Below are 18,020 nucleotides of genomic sequence, written 5' to 3'. Positions count from 1 at the left end.
CCTGATGACCCAGACAGCCATTCCCTACCTGTTCCTGCGCGGCGGATCATCGCGAGGACCCTATATACTGCGATCCGACCTGCCCGAGGATCGCGAGACGCTTGCGCAAGTGCTCATTGCCGCGGTCGGCGCTGGTCATCCGCTCAATATCGACGGCATCGGCGGGGGGAATGCCGTGACTACCAAGGTCGCGATGCTCAGCCCCTCGGAACGTGACGATTGCGACGTGGACTATTTCTTCGCGCAGGTCGCGGTGGACAAGCCCGAGGTCGATTTCCGCCCGACCTGTGGCAACATCCTTTCGGGCGTCGGTCCCGCGGCGATCGAAATGGGTCTGGTCGCGGCCCGGAACGGCGAGACACCGGTTCGGATCCACGCGGTAAATACGGGCGCCCGCGTAAAGGCAGTGGTCCAGACATCCGGCGGGAATGTCGACTATGAGGGAGACACGGCCATTGCCGGAGTGCCCGGCACAGCCGCGCCGGTTCAACTGGATTTTTTGGATACCATCGGGTCTGTGACCGGCGCCTTGCTGCCCACTGGAAATCCGCGCGACGAAATTGACGGTATCGAGGTCACCTGCATGGACGTCGCGATGCCGGTCGTAATCGCCCGCGCCGACGCCTTCGGCCTGACCGGTCTTGAGAGCAGGGAAGAACTGGACGCCAATCAGGCCTTTTATCATCGTGTCGAGCTGTTGCGTCTCGAAGCAGGGCGACGCATGGGCATGGGCGATGTCAGCCAGTCGGTGACGCCCAAGATCGCGCTTCTGGCGCCCGCCGCGAACGGCGGAACGATCGCGGCGCGCTACTTCATGCCGTGGAAATGCCATCCGAGCATGGCGGTCACGGGTGCGCAATGCATCGCCTCCTGCGCCATGATTTCGGGCACGATCGCGGAGTTCCTGGTCTCCGGTCTGACGCGACGCTCTCCCGAGATCGTGCGCATCGAACATCCATCGGGACAGATCGAAGTGACCGTCAGTTTCGACCCGCAGAGCGACGGCGGTATCGCTCTACGGGCGGCCGGGCTGGTCCGCACGGCGCGGCTTCTGGCGCGCGGCGAACTCCTGATACCCTCCCGAATCTGGAATCGGAAATGACGAAAAAGACATACGAAGTCCTTGCGGAGACATTTTCCCGCGAAGGCGTCGGCACCTGCTTTGCACTTCTGGGCGATGCGAACATGCACTGGGCGACCGAACTGGCCCGGCTCGGTACCCGGATGATCAATGTCCGGCACGAACATTGCGCCGTTTCGGCCGCCATGTCCTTTTCACGCTCGACGGGGAAAGTGGGCGTGGCCACCGTGACATGCGGCCCGGGTCTGACGCAGGTGTTGACAGCGCTTCCGGCCGCCGTCAGAGCGAATATTCCGCTTGTCGTCTTCGCCGGCGAAGCGCCCGTGGGCACAGCGTGGTACAACCAGGCGATCGATCAGGCGCCGTTCGCTACCGCGACCGGAGCGGCGTATCACACCCTTCATCATCCGTTGCGGATGCCCGAGGCTGTTCGCAATGCCTTCGTTCAGGCGAAGGAAGAGCAAAGGCCGGTCATCATCGGCGTCCCGTTCGACCTTCAGGCGACGGCTTGGTCCGGCGGCGACCGACTTCCCGCGCCGTCCGCCGATATCCTGCCTCGCCCGCGGCCGATCCCTCCACATCCGCAGGATGTCGAGGATGCTGCGGCGCGGATTTCACGGGCAAAGCGTATCGTGGTGATGGGCGGTCTCGGCGCCGTTCGCGCCGGGGCGGGCCCCGCCTCAAGGGCGCTGGCCGAACGGTTGGGCGCGCTTCTGGCGACCACATTGCCTGCGCGCGGCCTCTTTCATGACGACCCCTTCTATGTCGGGGTGGCGGGTGGATTCTCTTCGGCCGTCGCGCGCGCTTGTTTTGCGAAAGCCGATCTCGTGATCGCCGTGGGCACCCGGCTGGCGCAGCATAATCTCGACAAGGGGACGCTGTTCCCCGAAGCCGCCATCCTGCAAATCGATACTCATCCGCGCGCCGTCAGCCAGGGCCAGATCGCGGCCCGGCACCATTTGCGGGCCGACGCCCGCCTCGGCATTGAGGCATTGCTGGAGCAGATCGGGCCCCGGGATGCAGGTTGGCGCACAGGCGCCCTTGCGCGCGCGATTTCACAAACGCCCTTCGATACGGCGGAATTTCCGGCCGATGCCGGACGCCACGACCCGCGCAACGTGGTTGCGGCGCTGGATGCAGCCTTGCCCAAAGACTGGCAGATGGTGAATTCGTCGGGCCATTGCTCGTATTATTTCGCGCATATGCGGGGCCGCCCGGCGGAGCGGTTCACAACGATCCGCGAATTTGGCGCGATCGGAAACGGAATCTCGTATGCCATGGGCGTTGCAGCCGCGAACCCGGACGACACCGTCGTTCTCTTCGACGGAGACGGCAGCTTGCTGATGCATATCCAGGAACTTGAAACCATCCGGCGTCACGGGCTGAACATCCTGGTCTGCGCACTCAATGACGGCGCCTACGGATCGGAAATCCACAAGCTCCGCGCGGAGGGGCTGAGCGATGCGGGAGCGGTTTTCGGTTACAGCGATCTCGGCGCCATTGCTAGAGGTTTCGGCGTCTCCGGGCGGGTCGTGAAGGATCTCGACGCCCTGCCCGAAATGGTGGCCGAATTTTCGGGGACGGGCGGCTGTGCCGTGTGGGACTTCCATGTCTCGGACAGGATCGTTTCACCGGTCATACGTCGCGCCCATCCCAAAGGCCATGAGGGCACGGAGAAACCCATCGAACTGGAGGGGCTGCTGTGAAAGTACACATTCTGGACGACTATTTCGATACGCTGAAGACGCTCCCAAGCTTTGCCATGCTCGAGGATCACGACGTCACGGTCTGGACCGACAAACCCGAGAACGAGACCGTTCTTGCCGAGCGCCTTGCCGAGGCGGAGGCCTTGATCCTTTTTCGCGACCGAACCGAGATAACCGAAAGCCTGGTGGAGAAGCTGCCGAAGCTGCGCCTCGTCGCCATGCGCGGCGCACACCCTCATGTCGACGTGGCTGCATTGTCCCGGCGCGGCATCCTCTTCTGCTCGAACCTGCATGCCGAGGGCGCCAATCTGGCGGCTGCGGAGCTGACCTTCGCGCTCATCCTCGCGGCTGCCCGCGACTTGCCCCAGCAGATCGCCTCGGCACGGGCGGGAGCCTGGCAATGCGGCATCGGCCGTAGCCTGAATGGCCGCACCCTCGGTATCTATGGCTATGGGCGCATCGGAAATGCTCTTGCGAACTATGCCCGCGCCTTCGGGATGCGGGTCGTCTGGTGGGCTTCCAAAGCCGGCCGCGAACGTGCGCGGGTCGAGCAAGAGACCGTGGCACAATCACGCGAAGCCTTCTTCGCCGAACCTGACTTCATCAGCGTCCACAAGCGGCTGACCCCGGAGACCAGGGGAGAGATCACCCTTGACGATCTTGGGCGGATGAGACCCGATGCCGTTTTCGTCAACACATCGCGCGCCAAACTCGTCGCCCCCGGTGCTCTGCTGCAGGCGCTGGATAGCGGTCGCCCCGGGAGGGCCGCGCTCGATGTCTATGAAAACGAACCCGTCACCGATCCGGCCGATCCCGTCATCACGCATCCAAAAATCATCCCGACCCCGCATATCGGGTTCATTACCCAGGACGAACTCGACCAGCAGTTCTCGGACATATATGCAATCGTGAAGGCTTATGCCGAAGGCGTTCCGATCCATATGATCAATCCGGAAGCCTGGCGGTCTCTATCGACGTCGCGGGCTCCAGAGGTTCATGAAGCCTGAGTATCTGAGCCTCGATCATGGACAGGAGCTCGCTTGCCGCGTCGGCCAGCGGCACGCCCCGGCGGACCACGATGCCCAGTGTGCGGCTGAGCCGAACGTCAGTGAAGGGGACCGAAACCAGATTGGCCGGCGCCATGTGGATGGCCGAAGCCGGCAGGATGGTCAGCGCCGTTCCCTCGGCGACCAGACGCATGGCGGTCGTCGCATTCTGAACTTCGTACTGCCATCGCATCTGATCGCGATAAGCCCCCAAAGCGACATCGAGAAGCTGCCTGTTCTTGGACTGCGTGCTGATCCTTGCCATCGTCACGCCTTCCAGATCCGCGCGCTCGACAGATCCTTTCCGCGCGAATTCATGGTCCCGCGGCACAAGCAACCTGTACTCCTCCTCCACCAGCGGCCAGAGCCTGAGGTCGGGCAATTCCGCGGAGACGATCGTGACGCCGAATGCCGCGATTCCGGACCGGACGTTTTCCGCAATCCTGACGACGGGGACGTCGAGTACCTCGATCCCCGTCTCGGGGTATCTGTTTCCGAAGGCCGCCACGACGGCGGGCAAGGAAGCATTCGCGACGGTTGGCAGGCAGGCGAAGGTAAGGCGGTTCCGCATGCGCTGCGCCCGACCGCGAACCGACTCGTAGGTGTCATGCAACTCCTTGAGGATACGGCGCGCTTCCGGCAGAAGACCTTGGCCGACAGTGGTAAGCGAAACCTCCCGACTGGAGCGGATGAGCAGAGGCGTTCCGAGATCCTCTTCGAGCTTACGCAGCCTGTGACTCAGCGCAGATTGCGAAATGTTCAAGGCTTCGGCGCCACGCTGAAAGCTTCCGTGGTCGGCAACAGCCACGAAGGCCACAAGACCAAGATAATCAGTGCGCAATTCGCAATCCTCTTCCTTGATGCCCGGCCGCGTCCGAAAGCGGCCCGCCAGACGCTGGGCGCCTATTCGACAGGGGCAAGACAACCATGAGTTGGCTCGATACCGGGCTCCTTCCCCAGGGAATGGGCGATTTCGTCTTCATCCTGCTTCTTGGCGTCAGCTTTCTGTCCTCGCTCATCACCGTGGCGTTCGGCATTGGTGGCGGCGCTGCTCTTCTTGCCGTCATGGCGACTCTGGTTCCTCCGGCGGCGCTGATCCCTACCCACGGCGTTGTGCAGATAGGCTCGAACCTTGGCCGCGCCTTGGTTACCGTGCGCCACGTATATTGGCCAGCCATCCCCGCATTCCTTCTCGGATCGATCGTCGGCGCTGGCGCCGGGGGGCTTCTGGTTGTCGGAATCCCGCCCTATATGGTGCAGATCGGCGTCGGCGCATTCATTCTCTGGTCGGTGTTTGGACGTCCGCCGAAAGGCGTCCGCGACTGGCCGCTCCTCGTCGGTGCGTTCTCGAGCTTCCTGACCATGTTCTTCGGCGCCACCGGACCTTTCGTGGCGATCTATACCAAATCGCATTCATTGCCGCGCCATGCACATGTCGCGACCCACGCCATGCTGATGACGATCCAGCACGGGGTGAAAACCGTGGCGTTCGGGCTGCTGGGATTTGCATTCACGGAGTGGCTCTTCTTCATTGTCGCAATGATCCTGTTCGGGCTTGCAGGCACCTTGACGGGACGGCTTCTGCTCAATCGCATGGACGACCACCGTTTCCGCTACGCCCTGAACATCGTCCTCTCAATCCTCGCAGTGCGCCTGATATTCGGGGGTCTGCAACAATTCATCGGCGATTGACAACACCCTTGAAAAAGGATCACCGCATGACCGACACCACCGCAATTGCCCAGGAAATCGCGCCGGACGGGAACCGGCGTGTCGTGCTCAATCACGGCAATGTCGTGCTGGTGCGGCGCCGGCTTCAGCCTTCCGAGCTTCTTCCCGGGGATCATTTTGATCCTCGTCTTCTCGGTACAACTGCGCTGGCTTCCTGCCTTTGGCAACGACAAATGGTACAATCTGCTCATGCCGGTCTTCACGCTCGGCACCGCCGGTGGCGCGGTGGTCGCGCGCTTCGTGTGCTCATCCATGCTGGACGTGCTGAACGCGCCATACGTCCGCGCGGCGCGCGCCCGCGGCATGAGCGAGCGAGCAATCGTCTGGGGTGTCGCACTGCCCAACGCCGCAATTGCGACCATTACCGTCCTGGGCTTCATGGCGGGCGCCCAGTTTAGCGGTTCGATCGTAACCGAGACCGTGTTTGCCTGGCCCGGTATCGGACGATTGCTGATCGATGCCGTCACCTCGCGCGAACTGGCTGTCGTACAAACGATCGCCATGTTGGCGGCCCTGTCGATGATTCTCGCCAACCTCGCGGTCGACATCTTGTACTTCGTGGTCGACCCACGTCAGCGTTGCATCTCCCATGGAGCGGTCCGAGATTGCCAACCCCAATGCACCGGAAACCGGTCGCGGCGCCGCTTCATTTCTTCCTCCTGGTTGGCTCGCACGTCCGAACTTTGCGCTGCTTCCCGGTACCTTGCAAACCATTTGAGCAAGGCGCCCCGCCCGAATCGTGCGGGAGCGTGCCGCGCCGGTCAGGCGATATGTTTCTCGAGGAAACCAGCCGTGCGCCGTGCGCCCTTCAGCCCTGCGGGATCTCGTTGACGAAATGCGGAATGTGATAGCCCGTCCGCACCGCCTCGCGCTGCAGGATCCGCCGATACCAGTTCCGCACATTGGGATAGCGCGACAGATCCACCCCGTGCCACTCGTAACGCGAGACCCACGGCCAGCAGGCGACATCGGCGATGGTGTATTCGTCGCAGATATAATCCCGCCCCTCGAGTCTGCGGTCGAGCACGCCATATAAGCGGTTGACCTCGTTCGAGAGCTTGGTCTCGGGGTACTCATACTTGCCGGGGTTGTGGTGGACGTAGTGATGCGCCTGCCCCGCCATTGGGCCGAGACCGCCCATCTGCCACATCAGCCATTGGAGCACGGTCATCCGCGCCTTGGTATCGGTGGGCAGGAACCGCCCGTATTTGCCGGCGAGGTACCACAAGATCGCGCCCGACTCCATCAGGCTCAACCCGGTCTCGCGATCGACGATAACCGGGATCTTGTTGTTGGGACCGATCTTCAAGAATTCTGGCGTCTTCTGCTCGTCTTCGCGCAGATTGACCGGGTGCACCTCGTAGTCGATGCCGAGTTCTTCGAGAAAGATCGAGATCTTGCGACCGTTCGGCGTGGTCCAGGTGTAAAGGTCGATCATGGCTGCCTTCCTGCTTGGTATCGGTTCTGGCGCCGCGCCCGGTGGTTCAATTGTTCGCCTCGACGAAGCCGTCCGCAATCGCGCGCTCGACGAAGGCGTCGAGCGCCGCGATCCGGTCCGCGTCGTGATAGGGTAGCACCATTGCCTGCTGCACCGAGGTGATCCGGCCGGGTAGGATCCGCACCCCGCAACCTTCGGGGAAGGCACGCTGCAAGCTTTGCAGCACGCCGCCGACCAAGTCGCCCTCGCCCTGGAGGAACATCGCGAAGGACTCTCCGGGATCCTTGGCGCGGATCAGCTCCGCATGTTCCAGCGTCTTCGTCAGGTAGAGATCGTAGGCCGAGCCGTTACCGACAAGGATTCTGGTGCCGGGCTTGTCCGCCTCCTCGACCGACTGGACGGAGCTGTCGTCGCGCGCCGCATAGGTCGCGATGATCTCCTTATAGGGCCGGGTGAAGGAGACCGTCTTCGCGCGCTCGGAGTCGATCGCCAGGAACCCCACATCCCAGTGGTCCTTGCCGGCGTCGTTGAAGGTCTTGCCGGCACCGTCATAGACGACGAATTCCACTGGCTTGCCGATCTCCTCCGCGAGCCGTTTTGCAAGGGCGGGCGTGACGCCGTGAAGCTCGTCATCCTCCTCCCGCGCCAGGGCCCGGTTGCCCAGATTGATCGCCGCGCGAAGCACCTCCCCGGGCGCGATGGCCTGCAATTCCTCACTCACAAGCGTTTCCTCCAGTCGAATGTTTCTGCTCGGACGCGACCGCTCAGCCCGCGGCGACGCGTTTGCGGAAGGTCTCGATCAGGCCGATCGCTTGCCCATCCGCGGCGCTGTCCGCCGCCAGGTCGGAATAGACCTGGGCAAGGGCGCGCCAGATGGCGCTTTCCGCCCGGTCGCGACCCAGAAAATCGGCGATCTCCTCCATCTCCGCCACCCAGCGATATGCCTTCGGGTACATGTCGGGCAAGGCCTTGCGGGCCCGCGCGGCGATTGCAGGGTGGTTCTCCTCCAAAAGCCCCGACAACGCCGCGCCCGCGCCCTCGCGCTCGGCCGCCTGGGCGACCGCCGCCAATATCCCAACCAGCCCCTTGTTGATCGCGGCGAAGCACATCTTGAGCGCCGACGCGGCCCCGACATCCCCGTCGACCGGGCGCACGTCGAGGCCGAGGTCGCGCAGGACCAGAGCCCGCTCGGTGCCGGGGCCCGACACATGCAGCGAGGGCAGCTTGCCCCCCGGCCTCGGCGGCGGACCGACGATGCCGCCATCGGCGAACGCCGCGCCGGTCGGCCGCAACACGACCGCGACCGCACGCGCGGTCGCCGGGCTGATCGAATTGGCGTCGATGAAGAGCGCCTTGCCACCGGCCGCGGCGATATGCGGCGCCAGCCGCGCGGCGGTCTCGATCGCAATCGCCGGCGGCACCACGGACAGGATGATGTCTGCGCAACCCAGCCCTGCCGCGTCCGTCGGCGTCATCCTGGCCGCAGCGGCGCGCTCCTGCGTGGCCGCGGAGCGGCCGGCGGTTTCGGTCAGAACGGTCGCGCCATTGGCGGTCAGGATACCGCCAAGCCCTCCGCCCATGGCGCCCGCGACGGGAATGGCGACAGTCAGACTCATTGCGTGGCCTCCGCATCTTCGGCCGCCTGTGTCCTGCGCTGGAGGACCCGCCAGACCAGCCGCCTGGCTAGGGACAAGACGATGATCGCGACGGTCACCAGCGAGACGGTGCTGCTGAAGAAAATGGAATAATCCCCCTTCATCTACCGTATCACGACCCGGCGCCATTTTCGAATTCCATTCCTGCCTCGGCGATAAGTTTTCTGCCGCCTCAGCTTGCTATGTGCGACCCGCATGCCGGCTGCACGCCCTGGAGGCATCGAACAAGAGGCCCCGCCTCTCTAGAAGCGAGCTTGGGCTATACTTCTGGCTGAGTGGGCAAGCTCAAGCATCTTCAGAAGCCGCAGGCAAGCAACGGACCCAGCACAAAGCCCATCAGCAGCGGCGCAGCCTCGAACAGGAAAAGGCGCAGAACATAGCCACGCAGGCCGAACTCGAGCAGCAGGGCCACATCGAACACAGAAGACTTCAGGTGTCGCGTGTTTCCTCCTCAGGTCAGGGTTCGCGCCGATCGCTGTAGCGCTGTTCGGCGGCATAGTAATCCTCGAATCCCACCCGCTCGCGCAGGGCGGCGAAGGGCATCAGCCCCATGGGCGGGCGGTCATGGCGCAAGGCTTCAAGCGCCTGTTCCATGGCCTGCATGGCGGCTGCCATCAGCGTCAGCGGATAGGCCGCATGGGCATAGCCGATCTCGGCCAATATTTCCTGCGGCAAAATCGGCGTCGCGCCGCCCTCGACCATATTGGCCATTTTCCAACCCGGCAGTTCGCCGCAGATGCGCCGCATCTCCTCTTCCGAATGCGGGGCTTCCACGAACAGGATGTCGGCGCCCGCCGCGTGAAAGGCCTCCGCGCGGGCCAGCGCCTCGTCTAGGCCGTGCGCATGGCGGGCATCGGTGCGGGCGATGATAAGGACGTCACGGCCTTCCTCGGCGCGCGCGTCGGCAGCGGCGCGGATGCGGTCCACGGCCTCGACGCGGTCGACCACCAGCTTGCCCCTGGTGTGACCGCAGCGCTTGGGCGCCACCTGATCCTCGACCATCACCGCCGCCGCACCCGCACGCATGTAACCCGTCACCGTGCGGCGCACATTCATCGCGTTGCCATAGCCGGTGTCGCCATCGGCCATCACCGGCAGGCGGGTCGCCGCGCAGATGTCGCGCACCGCGTCGCGCATCTCGCCATAGGAGATCAGCCCGGCATCGGGCGCGCCGATGCGGCTGGCCGAAACGGCAAAGCCCGACATGAACATCGCCTCGAAGCCCGTGCGCTCGATCAGCCGCGCCGTCAGCGCGTCGCCGCACGACGGCGTGACCAGAAGCTTACCGCTTTCAAGGCGGGCGCGCAGCCGGGTGGCGGGGCTCAAAGATTTCTCGGTAGCCAAAGAACGATATCCTTGAACAGATAGATCAGAAGCACAGTGAACAGCAGGATGGCGACGAAGGGCGCAGCACCCCGCGCGACTTCGCCGAGGCGTGCCTTGCCGATGGCTTGAATGACAAACAAATTCAAGCCCACGGGCGGGGTGATGAGCGCGCATTCCACCATAAGCACGAAGAAAATGCCGAACCAGATCGGATTGATGTCCATGGCGATCATCGCTCCAGCCAGCACCGGCATCATGATCAGCATCATCGACAGCGCCTCCATGAACAGGCCCATGAGCAGGAGCACGACAGCGATCGCGATGACGAAGGCGCCGACCGTATCCACATTGGCCGTGATGAAGGACGACATGTCCTGTGGGATGCGCCACAGCGCGATGGCGCGGCCGAAAATCTTGGCGCCCGCCACGATCAGCAATATTGTCGCCGAGGCTTTCAATCCGTCAGTGACCGCTCCCTTCAGATCCTCCCAGCTGAGGCTGCGCAGCACGACGAGCGTCAGGATTAGAGCCCCGATGAAACCGATGGCCGAGGCTTCGGTCGGCGTGAACCAGCCGGCATAGATGCCGGTGATCACCAGTGCGGCCAGGCCCATCGTCGGCAGCGCCCGCACCGCCGTGTTCCAGCGCTCGGTCCAGTCCGCCTTGGGTATGGGCTGGTAGTGGCTGGAAAAGCGGGCGAACAGCATCGAATAGGCGATGAACAGCGCCATCAGCAGAAGGCCCGGCCCGACACCGGCCATGAACAGGCCGAGAATGGAGGACTCGGTGATGACGCCGTAGACAATGAGGATGATCGAGGGCGGGATGAGAATGCCGAGCGTGCCGCCGGCCGCGAGCAGGCCGAAGACGAAAGAGCGCGGATAGCCGCGCTTGGTCATTTCCGGGATGGCCACAGCGCCGATCGTGCCGGCGGTCGCCACCGACGAACCGGAAATGGCCGAGAAGAGACCACAGCTTATCACCGTCGCCACGGCCAGCCCGCCTGGCCAATGGCCGACCCAGGCCTGCACCGCCGCAAACAGGTCGCGCCCCACGCCCCCGCGCAGCAAGACGTTCGACATCAGGAGGAACAGCGGCACGGCGATGAGGATGAAGCTGTCGAGCGAGGAAAGCAACGAGGTGGTGGCGATGCGCGGGGCGAAATTACCGACCACCAGCAGCATGAAGCCGAGCCCGCCAAGCGCGAAGGCAACGGGCACACCGACAAGCAGCAGCGCGAAAAGCGCGCCGAGAATGAGAAGGACGGTCACGCGGCGCTATTCCTCGGTCACGTTTTCGGGCGGCAGAGGCGCGCCCATCGCGGTGCGCACGAACTCGACAATGGATTGCAAAGCCAACAGGGCGCAGGCGAAAGGCACGGCCGCCTGGGGCCACCAGGCCGGTATGTCGAGCATGGAACCGGATGTGCGGCCGCGCGCGAAGCTGTTGAGCGGGGCGTCCAGCCCATACCAGACGAGCAGGACCGCAAAGGCCGCCACGAAAGCCAGCGCGATCAGGCGGCAGGCGCGCCGGGCGCCCGGCCCCAGAAGGCCGACCAGCGCGGTGACGCGGATATGTTGGTTGTGATGCAGCAGGAAGGGAGCGGCCAGCAGCGTGGCATAAATGAAGACCAGCCGCGACAATTCTTCCGCCCAGATCGTCGGCGCGGTGAAAAAATACCGCGCCACGACCTCGTAGAAGAGCATCAGCCCGATGGCGAAATAGGCCCAGCCGGCCAGCCGCGCGAGCGCTCCCGACAGGCGGTCGACTAGCCTGAAAGCCCCTTCCATGACCGCTCTAGAGACCGTTCGCTGCGTCGAGAACCTGCTGGCCCAGTGGACCGGCCTCTTCCAGCCAGGCGTCGATTACCGGCTGCGAGGCAGCCTTCCACACCTCTATTTCCTCATCGGTCGGGTGGTGGATCTTCATGCCGTTGGCTTCCGCCTCGGCAAAGGCTTCGGTCTCGAATTCGGTCATGTAGTCGCGCACATGGGTTTCAGCGTTGCGTGCCGCCGTCTCGATGACCTGGCGCTGTCCGTCGGTCAGACCCTGCCACACATCTTCATTGACGACCACGATGAACTCGATATCGGCATTGTTGACGGCGGTGATGGAATCCATCACCTCCCACAGCTTGCGTGAAGAAACGCCGGACATGCCGGTCATGCCGACATCGACCGTGCCGCGCTGATAGGCAAGAAACTGCTCAGAGCCGGAGATCAGAGTCGGCGCGCCGCCCACTTCCTTGACCCATTCGCCGAGCCATTTGCCGAACACGCGCACCTTCTTGCCCTTCAGCTCTTCCGGCGAGCGGACGGGTTCACCTTTCGACAGGAACACGTTGCCGCCATAGGCCTGCCACCACAGGACGCGGCTGCCGGTCTCCAGAATGGCCTCGTCCAGCGGCGCGCGCACCGGTGAGCCGGGCGCCACGGCGGCGCGCACCTTTTCCTCGGTGTTTAGCACGAAAGGCATGTAGAACAGGTCGACCGCGGGAATTTCGCTCACATAGCGGGTGAGCGAGGCAACGCCCATCTCGATCTCGCCCGAGCCAACGGCCTCGGGCACCTCATTGTCGCGATAGAGCTGCGCGCTGTCGTAGATCTCGATCTTCACATCCGAATTCGCCTCGACCTCTTCCTTGAACATCAGAAGATTCTGGCCGAGATGGCTCGCCGTCGGCAATTGGAGCGTGATGCGCAGCGTCGTGTCGGCCAGCGTCGGCCCGGCGAACGCGCAAGCGAACGCCGCCGCTAGCGCGGCAAGTGTTTTCTTCATCGTGTCCTCCCTCGATAATCAAAGCACGCAGTTGATAGACAAACACTCCATCGCGTCAAGCTTGGGGCCTGAATATGCGCCTCGCACTATTAGCTCCGGCCGATCTGGCTCATCGCGTGCAGTGGTCGATAAGGAGGGTGATGAAAGTCTCGCAGCGTGCCAGTTGATCGGCGGTGACGAATTCGTCCGACTTGTGCGCTTCACTAATCGAACCCGGACCGCAATCTTCGATTGCCGGGCGACCGGGCCCGGTCTTTTATGGGATGGCCCGGCCCTCCGGAGATGCATCGGCTAGGATGCTGGTGCTGACTCTCGCTTCGTTCCGCCTAATTTGTCAATGTGCGGACCATCTAGCGGGCTACAGAAGCCAGTGGTTACCCACGCCATCACCAGGAGATGGCCGAAGTTTGTGCCGCCGGAAGTGCGGAAAGGAGTCGTTCCCGGGATTGTCCTGAAGTCCTTCAATGGCGGAATCGGTCGAAAAACGGCATTTCGTCAGGTTTTCACCACTAGCTCCGCGCCGCCGGCCTGATGTTCGGAAGCAAGACGGTCAGAAGCCCGAGAAGCGGTAGGAACGAGCAGAGCCAATAGACGTAGCCGATACCTTTCGCATCGGCCACCACGCCCAGCAGCGCTGCCGCGACGCCGGCCACGCCGAAAGCGAAGCCGAAGAAGATACCGGCCACCATCCCGACACGTCCGGGAACGAGTTCCTGCGCCATCACGACGATGGCAGGGAAGGCCGAGGCGAGCACCAGGCCGATAATGGCGGAGAGCACGATGGTCCATTCGAGGTTGGCATAAGGCAGCGCCAGGGTGAACGGCACCACGCCCAGAATAGAGACCCAGATCACCACCTTGGCACCCAGCCTGTCACCCACCGGCCCGCCGAGAATCGTTCCGGCTGCGGCCGCCCCGAGAAAGACGAAGAGGAGCACCTGCGAGGTCTGTACTGACACGGCGAACTTGTCGATGACATAGAAGGTGTAGAAGCTCGAGAAGCTCGCGACATAGATGTTCTTGGAGAAGGTGAGGATCGTCAGCACGACAAGTGCGACCACGACCTTCCGCCTCGGGACCGTCACTGTCGCGATAGCCTTGGGCCGCCTTGCCGCGGTGGCCTGGTAGCGCGCGTACCAGTTACCGACCTGCCAGAGGATCATCATCCCGACGAGTGCGGCTGCGGAGAACCAAGCCACGCTGGCCTGGCCTCGCGGCACGACAATGAAAGCGGCGAGCAGCGGCCCGACCGCCGAGCCGAAATTACCCCCGACCTGGAACAGAGACTGCGCCAGTCCATAGCGCCCGCCAGAGGCGAGCCGCGCCACGCGTGAGGATTCGGGATGGAAAATCGCCGAGCCGAGCCCGATCAGTGCAGCCCCGAGAACGAGGAGAGCATACTGGCCGGCGAAAGCGAGGAACATCAGCCCGATGAAGGTCGCGCCCATGCCGACCGGCAATGAATAGGGCAGCGGGCGCTTGTCGGCGTAAAGCCCGATCATCGGCTGTAGCAGCGATGCTGTTCCCTGGAACGTCATCGTCAACAGCCCGATCTGCCAGAAGTCGAGCCCGTAGTCCTGCTTCAGCATTGGATAGATCGCCGCGAGCAGCGACTGCATCACGTCGTTGATGAGATGACAGACACTGACAGCCGCGATCACGACGAATGTCGTGGTCTCGGCGGAACTCCGTGCGGTGGCTGCGGGCGTATCGGTCAAGATCGGTTCCAACGAAGGTTGCGACTGTTTCTCATAGGCCGATTGCTTGCGTGCTTCTTTCGTGTTTTGGTCCAAGAGTTTCGAAAGTGGGCCAAGCAATGGTGGAATTGCACGCGAAAGGGACACATGACGGGCAGCCGGCCGAGGCCGACCGGCGGCGTCACTGGATCGAGACAGCAGAGGCCAATGTGATTGCGCTGCCGGCCGATTATCCGGACGGGCACCACGTGAAAACGCACCGCCACACTCGATCGCAGCTTCTTTATGCGCTCTCCGGAGTCGTCATGGTGAGCACCGACTACGGACGCTGGATCGTACCGCCGGAACATGCGATCTGGCTGCCGGCCGGCGTCGACCATTCGGTTGACATGCTGGGCGACGTTCAGATGCGATCGGTCTATGTGCGGCTGGGCGCGATCGCCGGACTGCCGGAGGACCTGCGCGTATTCTCCGTCACCGGTTTGATGCGAAACCTCATCGTCGAGGCGATGGCGCTGCCGCCCGAGGAACCGCCTGCCGGCCGCGGTGCACTTATTCTGGATCTCCTCCTGCACGAGATCCCGAACCTGCCGGAGCGGCCGCTCGCCCTTCCGTTTCCCGCCGACCGACGGCTTGCCTTGCTCTGCCGGCGCTTCCTCAAGGCTCCCTCGCCGCACACGACCATAGACGAATGGGCCAAAGCGGCGGGGATGAGCCGCCGCAGCTTCACCCGCACGTTCCATCGTGAAACCGGCCTGAGCCTTTCCATGTGGCGTCAGCAGGCTTGCCTGTTCGCCGCGCTGCCACGCCTCGCAGATGGTGAGCCGGTCACCACGGTCGCGCTCGATCTCGGCTATGAAAGCGTCGCCGCCTTCATCACCATGTTTCGGCGTATGATTGGCGAACCGCCGCGGACCTGGCTCAAACGCGGGCGGCGCCACACGGCGGCGACAATGCCAGGATGAAGCGTTGCCTCTTGTCCTCACCTCGGGATAAGCCACACGCATAGCTGCCATGCAGATGCGCCATTGCGGCAACGGCGTCGTAGCGGTATGGCAATGCCATTCGTCCAGGACCCGGTGAAATTCCGGGTGGCTCTTCCGGCCGCCGATCCGCCGGACTACCGTTTTGAACAAAACCTTTGCCTGCGTGGCCTCGTCTGCGGTCGCGCACTCCAAAGATCGGAACGATCACTGACATGCCCTCTCTGTCCGCCTATCGCGCGCAGTGGTTCGGCAATGTGCGCGGAGACCTGCTCTCCGGCATCGTTGTTGCCCTCGCGCTCATTCCCGAGGCCATTGCCTTTTCCATTATCGCCGGCGTCGATCCAAAAGTCGGCCTTTACGCCTCCTTCTCGATCGCCGTCCTGATTGCGTTCGTTGGCGGACGGCCGGGCATGATTTCGGCGGCGACCGCGGCAACTGCCGTACTGATGGTCACCCTCGTGCGTGACCACGGCTTGGAATACCTTCTCGCCGCAACGGTGCTCGCCGGTCTTCTCCAGATTGTCGCCGGGCTCTTGAAGCTCGGCTACGTCATGCGCTTTGTCTCGCGTTCAGTGATGACCGGCTTCGTCAACGCTCTGGCGATCCTGATTTTCATGGCGCAGATCCCGGAACTGGTCGGCGTGCCGTGGCTTACATACGTCATGGTCGCCGCGGGCCTCGCGATCATTTACCTCTTTCCATACATCACCAAAGCGATCCCTTCGCCGCTTGTCTGCATAATCGCGCTCACGTCCGTCGCCATGATCTTCGGCTTCGAACTGCGTACTGTTGGCGACATGGGCGAACTACCCTCGACGCTGCCGGTCTTCCTGATCCCCAATATTCCGCTCAATCTCGAAACACTGATGATCATCCTGCCCTATTCGGCGGCGGTCGCAGCTGTCGGGCTTCTGGAGTCGCTGATGACGGCGCAGATCGTCGACGACCTCACCGATACGCCGTCGAACCGCAACCAGGAGTGCATCGGCCAGGGCATCGCCAACACGGCCACCGGTTTCATAGGCGGTATGGCCGGTTGTGCCATGATCGGCCAGTCGATCATCAACGTGAAATCAGGTGGCAGAGGGCGGCTCTCCGCCTTCGCCGCTGGCGCGTTCCTGCTGTTCATGGTGGTCGTGCTCGGCGACCTGGTGAGCGCCATTCCCATGGCGGCTCTGGTGGCGATCATGATCATGGTGTCGATCGGCACCTTCTCCTGGTCGTCGATCAAGAACCTGCGGACCCACCCGAAATCATCCTCGATCGTCATGCTGGCGACTGTCGTCTGCGTGGTCGTCACGCACAACCTCGCGATCGGAGTGGGCGCCGGTGTGCTTCTCTCCGGTCTCTTCTTTGCTTGGAAGATCGCGCAGATTTTCCGCGTCTCCTCCACGCTTCTTCAAGACGGCCGTGAGCGCCACTACACCGTCGAGGGTCAGATCTTCTTTGCCTCGGTGGAGGACTTCACCGCCGCCTTCAACTTCAAGGAGGCCCTGGAAAAGGTCACGATCGACGTCAGCCGCGCACATATCTGGGACATCTCCAGTGTTGCCGCCCTCGATATGATCGTGCTCAAGTTCCGCAGGGAGGGGGCGGAGGTCGAGATTATCGGTCTCAACGAAGCGAGCGAAACCATCGTCGACCGGCTCGCGATCCATGACAAGCCTGGCGCGATGGAACGCCTGATGGGCCATTAGGCCAAGGAGGGGAAACCATGACAAAAATCACAGCCCTTATCGATGGCTCCGTCTATGCATCGAGTGTCTGTGACCATGCGGCCTGGATCGCCGGCCGTACGCAAGCCGGCATAGAGCTGCTTCACGTGATTGGCAGGCGCGACACCTCCAGCGAACCGGCAAACCTTTCCGGAAATATCGCGCTCGGCGCGCGCTCGGCACTTCTGGAGGAATTGAGCGCCATTGACGAAGCGCGTGCAAAGCTTGCGCAAAAGCGTGGGCGAGCGATCCTTGAAGATGCGAAGGCGCGCTTGGTCGCAGCCGGTGTCAGCGACGTCTCAATGCTGCTTCGCATTGGCGACGTGGTCGAGACCGCGACCGAGCTCGAGGCGCAATCGGAGATGCTGGTCATCGGCAAGCGTGGCGAGGCGGCAGACTTCGCCAAGCTGCATCTCGGCTCCAACATTGAACGTGTGGTGCGCGCTGCGAAGAAGCAGGTCTTCGTCGCCTCACGCGCCTTCAGGCCAATCCAGAGGCTGCTGATCGCCTACGATGGTGGACCGAGCAGCATGATGGCGCTCGACCATGTAGCCCGCAGCCCGCTCTACGCGGGGCTCGACTGCCATCTGGTGACCGTGGGTCCGGAATCCCCTGAGAACACAAAGAAGCTTGATGACGCCAAGCGCCTTCTCGAAGGTGGCGGCTACGACGTGACGTCGCGGCTTCTGCCGGGCGAGCCTCACAAGGTCATCAGCGAAATCGTCGAGAAGAACGGTATCGACTTGCTTATCATGGGCGCTTACGGGCATAACCGCATCCGCAATCTCATCATTGGTTCGACCACGACCGAGATGATACGCTCGTGCAAGATACCGGTGGTGCTTTACCGATAGGAATGAA

The 18,020-nt window shown here is 63.1% G+C and carries 19 protein-coding genes and 1 other annotated feature; of the genes, 8 read left to right on the top strand and 11 right to left on the bottom strand.

Going from position 1 to position 18,020, the window contains the following annotated elements; all coding sequences use genetic code 11:
• The first annotated feature begins 4 nt into the window (after positions 1-4).
• Genes N5A92_RS23775 through N5A92_RS23765 form a run of 3 tightly spaced genes read left to right on the top strand, consistent with a single transcriptional unit; the run spans position 5 to position 3,794 of the window.
• Positions 5-1,102, top strand: a complete 1,098-nt coding sequence (locus N5A92_RS23775; RefSeq protein WP_260906812.1) for a 4-oxalomesaconate tautomerase — start codon at positions 5-7, stop codon at positions 1,100-1,102.
• Positions 1,099-2,787, top strand: coding sequence for a thiamine pyrophosphate-binding protein (locus tag N5A92_RS23770; protein ID WP_260906809.1), 1,689 nt, complete (start codon positions 1,099-1,101; stop codon positions 2,785-2,787). The genes N5A92_RS23775 and N5A92_RS23770 overlap by 4 nt, the downstream gene beginning before the upstream one ends.
• Positions 2,784-3,794 (top strand): D-2-hydroxyacid dehydrogenase family protein, encoded by a 1,011-nt coding sequence (locus N5A92_RS23765; RefSeq protein ID WP_260906807.1) that lies wholly within the window; start codon positions 2,784-2,786, stop codon positions 3,792-3,794. The genes N5A92_RS23770 and N5A92_RS23765 overlap by 4 nt, the downstream gene beginning before the upstream one ends.
• On the opposite strand, the gene N5A92_RS23760 is transcribed toward N5A92_RS23765, so the two are convergent.
• Positions 3,733-4,674, bottom strand: coding sequence for a LysR family transcriptional regulator (locus tag N5A92_RS23760; RefSeq protein WP_260906805.1), 942 nt, complete (start codon positions 4,672-4,674; stop codon positions 3,733-3,735). The genes N5A92_RS23765 and N5A92_RS23760 overlap by 62 nt on opposite strands.
• A gap of 86 nt (positions 4,675-4,760) precedes the next feature.
• Between N5A92_RS23760 and N5A92_RS23755 the strand changes: the two genes are divergently transcribed.
• A complete protein-coding gene (locus N5A92_RS23755; protein WP_260906804.1) occupies positions 4,761-5,525 on the top strand; it encodes a sulfite exporter TauE/SafE family protein in 765 nt (254 codons plus the stop codon).
• 99 nt (positions 5,526-5,624) lie between these two features.
• Positions 5,625-6,395, top strand: a complete 771-nt coding sequence (locus N5A92_RS23750; protein ID WP_260906836.1) for an ABC transporter permease — start codon at positions 5,625-5,627, stop codon at positions 6,393-6,395.
• Here the strand turns inward: N5A92_RS23750 and N5A92_RS23745 are convergent.
• The 10 genes from N5A92_RS23745 to N5A92_RS23700 all read right to left on the bottom strand — a co-directional run bounded on the left by N5A92_RS23745 (position 6,373) and on the right by N5A92_RS23700 (position 14,479).
• Positions 6,373-7,002: a glutathione S-transferase family protein gene (locus N5A92_RS23745; protein WP_260906802.1), complete on the bottom strand. Its 630-nt coding sequence runs from the start codon at positions 7,000-7,002 to the stop codon at positions 6,373-6,375. The two genes, N5A92_RS23750 and N5A92_RS23745, sit on opposite strands and share 23 nt — an antisense overlap.
• Before the next feature lie 46 nt (positions 7,003-7,048).
• Positions 7,049-7,723, bottom strand: a complete 675-nt coding sequence (locus N5A92_RS23740) for a transporter substrate-binding domain-containing protein (RefSeq protein ID WP_260906800.1) — start codon at positions 7,721-7,723, stop codon at positions 7,049-7,051.
• 43 nt (positions 7,724-7,766) lie between these two features.
• Positions 7,767-8,618 carry an NAD(P)-dependent oxidoreductase gene (locus N5A92_RS23735; RefSeq protein WP_260906799.1) on the bottom strand — a complete coding sequence of 284 codons (852 nt, stop codon included), beginning with the start codon at positions 8,616-8,618 and terminating at the stop codon, positions 7,767-7,769.
• Positions 8,615-8,761, bottom strand: a complete 147-nt coding sequence (locus N5A92_RS23730) for a hypothetical protein (RefSeq protein WP_260906798.1) — start codon at positions 8,759-8,761, stop codon at positions 8,615-8,617. The genes N5A92_RS23735 and N5A92_RS23730 overlap by 4 nt, the downstream gene beginning before the upstream one ends.
• A 191-nt stretch (positions 8,762-8,952) precedes the next feature.
• Positions 8,953-9,078, bottom strand: a complete 126-nt coding sequence (locus tag N5A92_RS23725) for a hypothetical protein (protein WP_260906797.1) — start codon at positions 9,076-9,078, stop codon at positions 8,953-8,955.
• A 35-nt stretch (positions 9,079-9,113) separates the two neighbouring features.
• Positions 9,114-9,983, bottom strand: coding sequence for an isocitrate lyase/PEP mutase family protein (locus N5A92_RS23720; protein WP_260906796.1), 870 nt, complete (start codon positions 9,981-9,983; stop codon positions 9,114-9,116).
• The gene (locus N5A92_RS23715) at positions 9,980-11,254 is read right to left on the bottom strand and encodes a TRAP transporter large permease (protein WP_260906795.1); all 1,275 of its coding nucleotides are present in this window, start codon (positions 11,252-11,254) and stop codon (positions 9,980-9,982) included. The genes N5A92_RS23720 and N5A92_RS23715 overlap by 4 nt, the downstream gene beginning before the upstream one ends.
• A 6-nt stretch (positions 11,255-11,260) precedes the next feature.
• On the bottom strand, positions 11,261-11,773 hold the full coding sequence (locus N5A92_RS23710; RefSeq protein WP_260906794.1) for a TRAP transporter small permease: 513 nt from the start codon (positions 11,771-11,773) through the stop codon (positions 11,261-11,263).
• 7 nt (positions 11,774-11,780) lie between these two features.
• Entirely contained in the window at positions 11,781-12,761 is a 981-nt protein-coding gene (dctP, locus tag N5A92_RS23705) for a TRAP transporter substrate-binding protein DctP (RefSeq protein ID WP_260906793.1), read from the bottom strand.
• A 509-nt stretch (positions 12,762-13,270) separates the two neighbouring features.
• The gene (locus N5A92_RS23700) at positions 13,271-14,479 is read right to left on the bottom strand and encodes an MFS transporter (RefSeq protein ID WP_260906792.1); all 1,209 of its coding nucleotides are present in this window, start codon (positions 14,477-14,479) and stop codon (positions 13,271-13,273) included.
• A gap of 98 nt (positions 14,480-14,577) precedes the next feature.
• Here N5A92_RS23700 and N5A92_RS23695 point away from each other — a divergent pair, with 98 nt between their 5' ends.
• From N5A92_RS23695 to N5A92_RS23685, 3 genes are all read left to right on the top strand, one after another.
• Positions 14,578-15,423 (top strand): AraC family transcriptional regulator, encoded by an 846-nt coding sequence (locus N5A92_RS23695; RefSeq protein WP_425248634.1) that lies wholly within the window; start codon positions 14,578-14,580, stop codon positions 15,421-15,423.
• A 104-nt stretch (positions 15,424-15,527) separates the two neighbouring features.
• Positions 15,528-15,583 (top strand) — a sequence feature (sul1 is cis-regulatory element that is thought to sense ions involved in sulfur or methionine metabolism; They are found in Alphaproteobacteria).
• A gap of 73 nt (positions 15,584-15,656) precedes the next feature.
• Positions 15,657-17,141, top strand: a complete 1,485-nt coding sequence (locus tag N5A92_RS23690; RefSeq protein WP_260906789.1) for a SulP family inorganic anion transporter — start codon at positions 15,657-15,659, stop codon at positions 17,139-17,141.
• A 17-nt stretch (positions 17,142-17,158) separates the two neighbouring features.
• Positions 17,159-18,013, top strand: coding sequence for a universal stress protein (locus N5A92_RS23685; protein WP_260906788.1), 855 nt, complete (start codon positions 17,159-17,161; stop codon positions 18,011-18,013).
• The last annotated feature ends 7 nt before the right edge of the window (positions 18,014-18,020 follow it).

This window comes from Chelativorans salis (assembly GCF_025336525.1).
Lineage (GTDB): Bacteria > Pseudomonadota > Alphaproteobacteria > Rhizobiales > Rhizobiaceae > Chelativorans > Chelativorans salis.
Note: the sequence above shows the minus strand (reverse complement) of the source record. Positions and strands in the feature narration are given on the sequence as shown.